4 protein-coding genes are annotated in these 8,887 nt (G+C 57.4%); all 4 read left to right on the top strand.

The genetic code is table 11. The features are described 5' to 3' along the window. Positions 1–2,187, top strand: a 2,187-nt coding sequence (locus tag RQI55_RS23410) for a BapA/Bap/LapF family large adhesin (protein WP_311276932.1), incomplete at its 5' end; no start/stop codon positions are given. 59 nt (positions 2,188–2,246) lie between these two features. Further along, positions 2,247–4,496, top strand: coding sequence for a type I secretion system permease/ATPase (locus RQI55_RS23405; RefSeq protein WP_243258586.1), 2,250 nt, complete (start codon positions 2,247–2,249; stop codon positions 4,494–4,496). Then, positions 4,497–5,699 carry an HlyD family efflux transporter periplasmic adaptor subunit gene (locus tag RQI55_RS23400; RefSeq protein ID WP_192067407.1) on the top strand — a complete coding sequence of 401 codons (1,203 nt, stop codon included), beginning with the start codon at positions 4,497–4,499 and terminating at the stop codon, positions 5,697–5,699. Positions 5,700–5,808: 109 nt separating this feature from the next. Next, entirely contained in the window at positions 5,809–8,862 is a 3,054-nt protein-coding gene (gene murF / locus RQI55_RS23395; RefSeq protein ID WP_311273656.1) for a UDP-N-acetylmuramoyl-tripeptide--D-alanyl-D-alanine ligase, read from the top strand. Positions 8,863–8,887: the final 25 nt, after the last annotated feature.

The following is an 8,887-nucleotide window of genomic DNA, read 5'->3' as shown; positions in this document are numbered from 1 at the left end:
GATGCAGATGCCGATGCCGATGCAGACGCCGATGCGGATGCAGATGCCGATGCTGACGCCGATGCGGATGCAGATGCCGATGCTGACGCGGATGCTGACGCCGATGCAGATGCAGACGCCGACGCTGATGCAGACGCCGACGCTGATGCCGATGCGGATGCTGACGCCGATGCGGATGCTGACGCCGATGCTGATGCTGACGCAGACGCGGATGCAGACGCCGATGCCGACGCAGATGCGGACGCAGACGCAGATGCAGATGCCGACGCTGACGCGGATGCAGACGCCGACGCCGATGCCGATGCCGATGCTGACGCGGATGCGGATCTCGAACCCACGGATGATGTGGCTACGGCTGAGGTGAATCTTCTACCCACCGTGACAGAGGATGTTTCGCTGGGGAGCGATACCTACCTGGCCGTCGTGAGTCTCGCCGGACTAGACCTGCAGTTATTTGCGGATACAATCGAATTTGATGTGGAGACCGGTCATACACAGGATCTCAACTTCGATTTCAGCGGGCTCATCGGTGCAGGCGCGCTAGGCAACTACAGTCTTGTGGTGCAGAAGTGGGATCCCTCGACCCAGCAATGGACCAGCATCGACGGAGGAGGTCCTGCCACGATCCTGTCCCTGTCGCTTTTTGGCGGAACCAGTGGCACCGTGCCGGGTCTGGAACCGGGGGAATATCGAGCCTTCATGGGATTCAATGGCCTGATCGGTGTGGGCGTTGGCGGCACACTGACGCTCGATGGCACGGACTATGACTTTACAGAAAATGGCGGTTACGACCCTGTTGCTGTGAGCGGTAATGTCCTCGACAATGACGTAGTCCCGGCTGGAACGACGGTGCAGAGCGTCGATGGCCAGGCCGTCGATCAGGACGGAGTGACCATACAGGGTGATTTCGGCGAGCTTCTCATACGTTCCGACGGATCTTACACCTATACGCCCTTCGCCAATGGAGCGGGGATCGGCAAGGTGGACCGGTTTGACTATGTAGTTACAGATTCCGACGGCAATACTGGTCCAGCAACTCTTTACGTCCAGATCGGCAGCGACAATGTAGCGCTGACCTGGAGTAACACCGACCCCGGCCTTCCGGCGACGTTCGAGTTTGCCACAACGGGAGATAGCGCAGACGCTTCCGTCATCTGGAGCAATGTGACGGACGACGATTTCTTCACCGCCACCGGTTCCACGTTGCTTTCTGGCGGCCTTGGACAGACGAGCACCTACACCAGCAGCAGTTTCGTAGTCACCGACAGCATGGAGGTTTCCGGCAGCATCAACGCATCCGTCCTGCTAGCGGCTCTGTCGAATGGTGTGCTTTATCTCGAGCGTGAAACAACACCAGGCAACTGGCAGCAGGTAGCAAGCGACTCCTTCAACATTATTGTTGGCGGGCTCGGCACCGTGGCGTCGATAGATTTGGCTGAACTCGATCTCCTCGCCGGTACCTACCGTGTCCGGTCGACATTGAGTGGAACGTTGGTAAATGTGTCAGCGACCATAACAACCGATATCGATGTGACATACACCGACCAATATGAGGTCGGGACCGCGACCGGTGACAGCGGTAATCTGCTTACCAATGATGATTTGGGTTCCACCTTTACCCAGTTCCAGGTATTTGACGGAACAAGCTTCGTGGATGTGACGGGCACCAGAACGATCGACGGTGAATATGGTACGCTAACCATCGACGCCGATGGCAGCTACAGCTATGAGTTGCACCCGAATCTCCCCCATTTCGCCACATCGCAAACCGAGACCTTCGAGTATCAGCTCACACATCCGTCGGGAGAGGTCGAGCAATCGTCCCTTGTCGTGACCGTCGACCCCTCCGGCGCAGGCGTGCCGGATCAGGCGATGATGTTCTTTGCCGAGGATATCACCGGTCTCGACAGCATTGATTTGGCGGAAAGTGGTGATCCATTTATCTCAAGTTCGGAGAGTGATGACGAGCTCTCTCGCCTGATCGAGGAGGAATCTGAAGAATTGACCGTCCCGCTTGATGGTCTCGCTGCTCTGAGTGAACCCGAGGATGGTGACGCCGATCTGAGTTCGACTGAGGAGCACGCAGGTCTTGCGGAGACGCCCGATCCGGTGGAGATGCCTGTCGACCCCTTCGGCCATCTGGTGGCCGAAGACGAATTGAGTTCCACGCATTCGACTGTAATCTGAAACGATCCAAGGACGGCATGGGGACATAAACGCCCCCATGCCGTTACAAAGGAAATCCCATGCCCCTTTCCGACATGACGACGGAGCAATGGCCCGATTCTGACGCTGGCTCCGATTTCGAGAGCTGGAGCGAGGCCCTTCAATATGTGGCGCGTCACTACGGTGTGCCTTTTTCGGCGGGTGGAGCGCGACAGCTCGCCCAAGCCATGCAGGCGATCAATACAGATGATTGTCTCATGCGCCTGGCAAGCAAGCTGGGCTTGCAGATCAAACGTGCAGTACCGTCGCCGCGCCTTCTCACAAGCTGGCGATTGCCGGTGATCGTGAAGCTCTCTGACGGTTCAATTGGTGTCGTAACAGCCTTGGCCGCCAACAGGGACGTGTCCATCGTCCTCAGCGGAGACGCCGGCGTCGCCACAGCGCTGGCGCTTGATGATCTGCTGCGGCAGACCGACTTCGTCATTATCGCGCGTCCGCAGCGCGGAACGGTCGATGAGCGGGTCGATGGCTATATTGCTCCTTACCGGGAACATTGGTTCCGCTCGATCGCATTTCGCGACATCGGCTCCTATAGCCATGTCATGCTGGCATCGCTTGTTGCCAATATTCTGGCACTGGGTGGCGTCATGTTCTCGATGCAGGTTTATGACCGGGTGGTGCCGGCCAAGTCGTTCAACACCCTTTATGTCTTGTTCATCGGCGTGCTGCTGGCAGCGTTCTTCGACTTCATCATGCGCCGTCTTCGCACCCGCATTATAGATATCGTCGGCAAACGTACCGACATGCGCATCTCCGATCTCGTTTTCGGTCATGCGATGCGCGTGAAGAACCAGGAACGGCCCACCTCCACCGGCACGTTCATCGCCCAGTTGCGAGACCTAGAGCAGGTCCGCGAACTTTTGACCTCCACCACCGTTTCCGCCGTCGCGGACCTTCCCTTCTTTATTTTGTTCCTGTTCATATTCTGGTTGATTGGGGGACCCATCGTCATCATTCCGATTGCGGCTCTTTTTCTTCTCGTCTTGCCCGGACTGCTGGCCCAGCGCGGACTTCGCGCTGCTGCCAGTGAAGCGATGCGCGAATCGTCGCTCCGCAACGCGATGCTTGTGGAGGCCGTTCAGGGCATAGAGGACATCAAGACGCTGCAGGCTGAGGACCATTTTCAGCAGCGCTGGAACCACTACAATGCCGTCTCGGCCGACGGTCAGCTGCGTCTGCGAGCCATAACCAGTAGCCTCGCAGCCTGGAGCCATACCGTGCAGACGGGCACTTTCGCGGCGGTCGTCGTCGTCGGTGCGCCGCTCGTCATGGAAGGAGACATGACAACGGGCTCTCTCGTTGCATGTTCCATTCTCGGCTCCCGCATGATGGCACCCATGGCACAACTCACACAGATTCTCGGCCGGTTTCAGCAGGCCAAGGTGGGGTTGAAAAGCATCGACGCTATTTTGCGTATGCCTTCCGATCACCCTGACAGCGAAACGCGCGTGAGTGTTCCCACCTTGCGTGGAGCATACAGGATCAGGGGCGCGGCCTTTCACTACGGCACTAATGCAGGGCGGCCAGCGCTTGCGATCGGGGACCTGTCAATAACTGCGGGAGAGAAAGTCGCCGTTCTCGGCAAGAATGGTGCCGGAAAATCTACCCTTCTCTCGGCCATGGCGGGCATGGTTGAACCGGCAGCCGGCGAAATGCTGATCGACGACCTCGCACTTTCACAGGTCGATCCCTCCGATCTGCGCCGGAATGTTGGACTCTTGACTCAGGACTCACGCCTCTTTCATGGAACCATCCGTGAAAACGTTACCCTTGGCGCATTGCATGCACCGGAAACCTTGCTGCTTGACGCGCTTATGATGACAGGAGCAGATGACTTCGTGCGCAAGCTGCCGCGCGGGCTCGACCACCCCATCCTTGAGGGCGGAAGAGGCCTTTCAGGTGGTCAGAAACAGGCACTGCTTCTAGCGCGACTCCTCATTCGAGATCCGGCTGTCGTTCTGCTTGATGAGCCGACCGCGGCGATGGACGAAGCGAGCGAGCGGCACTTCATCACGCGATTCCGGTCGTGGAGTGCCGAGCGGACAGTGATCGTTGCAACGCACCGCATGCGCGTTCTGGAGCTGGTTCAACGCGTCATCGTCGTTGAGAACGGGCAGATCATTCTTGATGGCAGCAAGGAGGGGGTCCTCAACACTCTGCGTGGTGTCAACAAGATAGCATCGCCGAACGGTGTGCGGCGAAAAATGCCCGAAAAGAAACCCGCAGCGGCGATGGCTGGTTTCCCCTTCAAAACGACGCAGGAGGTGTAAATGGCGGTTTTCAGTGAACGCGAGTTCACAAGGCGCGGGGGGTGGGCATTCGGTGACGATGACGGGCGGTACCTCATCCGTTCCGCACGCGTCGTACAGCTGTTCGTAGCACTTCTGGTAGCAATGCTGATCTGGGCCTATTTTGCAACGCTGGACGAGGTCTCTACAGGGGACGGTCGTGTAATCCCGACCAGCCGCGAACAGGTCATCCAGTCGCTTGAAGGCGGGATTGTCGCAACGCTTCACGTACGTGAAGACCAGGTGGTTGAACCAGGGCAGATTCTCGCACAGCTCGATCCGACCAAGAGCCAGTCCGATGTGGAGGAAAGCGCAGCGAAGTATAGGGCGGCGCTCGCCGCAGCTACTCGGCTTGAAGCTGAAGTCAAAGGAACAGCTTTATCGTTTCCTCCGTCACTTGACGCCTACCCCGTACTGATTTCTTCGGAGACCGAACTTTACACAGCTCGCAGGCGGGCGCTCGAAGAGTCCCTGCGCTGGATCGAGGAATCACTTTCGCTTGTCTCCAGCGAACTGAAACTCAATGAAGAATTGAGGTCTGTCGGTGCGGCCAGTAATGTCGAGGTTATTCGCCTGCGTCGGCAGAGCGTGGAGCTTGAACTCAAGAAGGTCGAGATCAAGTCGGAATATGTCGTAAAGGCACGCGAGGAGCTGACGAAGGCGAACGCCGAAGTGAATTCTCTCTTCCCGATTGTAGCCGGTCGCGCGGACAGTCTTGCCCGCCTCACGCATCGTTCGCCGGTGCGTGGTATTGTGAAAAACATTGAGGTGTCGACAATCGGTGGCGTTGTGCCCCCCAACGGCAAACTTATGGACATCATCCCGCTAGGTGACGAGCTTCTTATTGAGGCGCGGATTTCCCCACGAGACGTCGCCTATATCCATCCCGGCCAGCGCGCGAGCGTCAAGATCAGTGCCTATGACTATGCTGTCTATGGCAGCCTTGACGGCAAAGTGACAACAATTTCACCGGATACGATACAGGACGAGGTCGATCGGGAGATTTATTATTACCGCGTGTTCATCAAGGCGGAGAAGGACGCGCTGGTCAATTCGGCCGGTCGGGAATTCCCGATTGTTCCCGGCATGGTCGCGAATGTCGACATTCACACAGGTGAGAAGACCGTGCTGGAATACCTCATCAAGCCTTTCAACAAGGCCCAGGAGGCGTTGCGTGAACGTTAAGGCGAGAGTGTCTCCGGCAAACAAGTCGCAGGGCATACACGAGCGGCTTTCCGGCATACGAAGCCTCCTAGAAAACCGGATTCATCTTTTGGCATACCCGTTGCCTCAAGTGGCATTGTTCTTTTCTGTTTCCGATGGAGACAGGCGGGCACAGGTCGTCAATGTCTCAGGTCCGTCTCTCGATTCCGCCTGGCAACAGGGTGTGAGTCAGCTCCTTGCCATCATGGGTAGCAAAAACATTCAAGGGCGTTGGGTCCGAGTCGATTGGGTGGAGATTGCTGAAAAGACTACGTGGGCGCGGCTGCGGTCACTGCTGGGCAAGGTAAAGCGCAATTATTTCCGTTTCGGAATTGCGCTTGATCCGGCATTCCGCCATGCCTTTACCGAACATGAGTTGAACGCGAACGCGATGCTCTATGGCGGAAACACGCTGACCAATGCTGTATTGAACGAAAAGAATTTCAACCTCTATGCCCGCGGACGCTATGTAGATCTGCCTTCCTTGAGCTTTCCACCAAACAGCACGATCTTTCTCTTTTCGACGAAAGGCGTCTTTTGCGACGAGGCCGGAAGTCTGCACCTGATCGAGGGAAATGGTCTTGATGCAGGACGCCGGACCTTGGACCGGCTGGACGGTGGCGTTGTTCTGCAGTTGCTTCGCGATTCCTCTGCCTATCTCGCCCGGCAAGTTAATGCAGATGGTTCATTCGTTTACGGTTATCACGCCTGCTTCGATCGACGTATTGAGACTTACAATGGGCTACGCCACGCAAGCACGACCTATGCCATGATAGAAGCCTGGGAAGTCACACATGACAGGCAACTAAAAAAGGCGATTGAACGCGCGCTCGTCTACCTCGAGACTCATCTGATCAGGTCAGTCGTCCTTCCCGATGGCCTGCCAGCCGCCTTCCTTGTTGAGGCAGACGGAGAGATCAAGCTCGGCGGCAATGCCGTTGCGATCCTGGCTTTCACAAAATATATGGCAGTCACAGGCCAGATGGAACGGAGTGGGCTCGCCGAGCGGCTTGCATGCGGCATACGCCACATGCAGAATCCGGAGACGGGCGCTTTCGTGCATGTCCTTCAGTTTCCCGATCTTTCGATTAAGCAGCGACACCGCACTATCTACTATGAGGGCGAAGCTGCTTTCGGCCTCATGCGCCTCTATGATCTCACAAGAGACCGGCAGTGGCTCGAAACCGTGGAAAAAGCATTCGGGCACTTCATTGCCAAGGAGTACTGGAAACATCACGACCACTGGCTGGGGTATTGCGTCAACGAACTTACGCGTCACAAGCCCAAGGAGCGGTATTTCCGTTTCGCCATCCGCAACATCGCCAATTACCTCGACTTCGTGGAAAATCGGATCACTACTTTTCCGACGTTGCTCGAACTGATGATGGCGGCGCGCCAGACATTGTCGCGGATTGCGGCCGAGCCGAACCTGCATGGTCTGTTGAAAGAGATCGATCTTGCGCATTTCGAAAGGGCACTTGAGAAACGTGCGCACCATCTGCTTAACGGCCACTTTTGGCCCGAAATGGCGATGTATTACCGCAACCCCGACCGCATCACAGGTTCCTTCTTCATCCGTCATCATGCTTTCCGCGTCCGGATTGACGATGTCGAGCACTATCTCTCCGGCTTCGTCGCCTATCGCAGCTATCTTAAGGAGAGGGCAGTATTCCGTGAAGTTATCCGCCAACACGCAGTGTTCACCGGTCATCGCCGCCCTGATATATCGAAGGGAGGGGTTGGCCCCGATGCCAGACAGTGGGATGCGGCTCATGTTGCGGCGGCAACCGGGGGATCCTGGGTTCAGCCACCGCCAGAAGGCTGGACAGCAAAAGGGCTCTGCACATACGCGCCAGCCATGCAGCCCAACGATATTGTCGTCCTGCGCGGCGGGAAAGACGCGACGGGGGTGCCGGTGCATAGGCTCATCGATTGCCGAAAGCCGGCAGGTTATATTACCACAAATCCGGAACTGGCCTACGGTCTGGAGGGGCCGGTGCTCCGGGTGACTGATAACATGCAGGCGACTTTGGCGATGGGCGATTATGCACGCACCCGGATGAGCGGTAATGTGCTTGCGGTAACTGGCAGTGCCGGCAAGACCACAGTTGTCGCCATGCTGGCTCACGCGCTTTCTGCTTGGGGCGATGTCGGCAAAAGCCACCATAATGCGAACCTGCCCGCGGGCGTGGCCTGGAACCTCGCCTCTATCCCGTGGGACGCCCCACACGTGGTGTTGGAACTGGCCATCGGTAAAATGGCGATCAGTGCCCGAATGGCGCGACCGAAGGTCGCAATCTTCACCAATGTTCTGCCAGCCCACCTCAACGAGAGGAGTACGATCACAGATATTGCCCGGACAAAAAGCGCAATCTTTCTGGGCATGGCGCCGGGCGACAAGGCCGTTCTCAACCGCGATATGCTGGAGTGGGACACAGTGCATGCAGCGGCGCGTCGGCAAAAGCTCGACGTTGTCACCTACGGGACCTCGGAAGAATGCATTTGTCGGCTTCTGCGCTACGACGCGGCAAACCAGCAGGCGCATGCGCGGATCAGAGGCCGGGAGATCATCTTCCGGATAGGCGCCGCCGGCTATCACATGGCACTGAATGGCCTTGCGGTCCTTGCCGCTGTTTCCGCGCTGGGTCATCAACTTGAGCCAGCGATCGCACAGCTGGAAAGGTTTGCGGCTCTGCCGGGACGCGGAGAGGAGATTCATCTTTCGCTCGATGGACGCAGGTTGACCGTGATTGACGACGCCTATAACGCCAATCCGGGTTCTATGCGCGCTGCTCTGGCCCGATTGAGTGATCACCCAGGCGGGCGGCGACGCATTGCTGTCCTGGGCGAGATGGCGGAGCTGGGTCCCGGCGCGGTCGCTTATCACACCGAGCTTGCAACATTCATGCAGAATCGTTCGATCGATGAAGTCCATGTTATCGGTGAGCTTTACGTCGACTTCTGGGAAGCAATTCCGCCTGCCTTGCGTGGTTTCCATGCCCGAACGGGGCAGGCACTGAAGGACGTTCTCCGCGAGCGGCTGGCCGACGGGGACGTGGTTCTTCTCAAGGGCTCACACAGCACGGGAATGCACGAACTTGTCGAGTGGCTAAAGAAAAGTGCTGAAGACAGCTCCGCTGCGTAGGTCTGTTTCCACACAAGCGAGCAGA

It is taken from the genome of Rhizobium sp. WCS2018Hpa-16 (genome assembly GCF_031843705.1).
Taxonomy (GTDB): domain Bacteria; phylum Pseudomonadota; class Alphaproteobacteria; order Rhizobiales; family Rhizobiaceae; genus Agrobacterium; species Agrobacterium tumefaciens_C.
The sequence above is the reverse complement of the archived record's forward strand: the minus strand, read 5'-3'. Positions and strand labels throughout refer to the sequence as shown.

What these genes read in the sequence shown, in the direction of transcription:
- RQI55_RS23405 (WP_243258586.1), top strand. Translation starts at nt 2,247, where the DNA reads ATGCCCCTTTCCGACATGACGACGGAGCAATGGCCCGATTCTGACGCT.
- RQI55_RS23400 (WP_192067407.1), top strand. Translation starts at nt 4,497, where the DNA reads ATGGCGGTTTTCAGTGAACGCGAGTTCACAAGGCGCGGGGGGTGGGCA.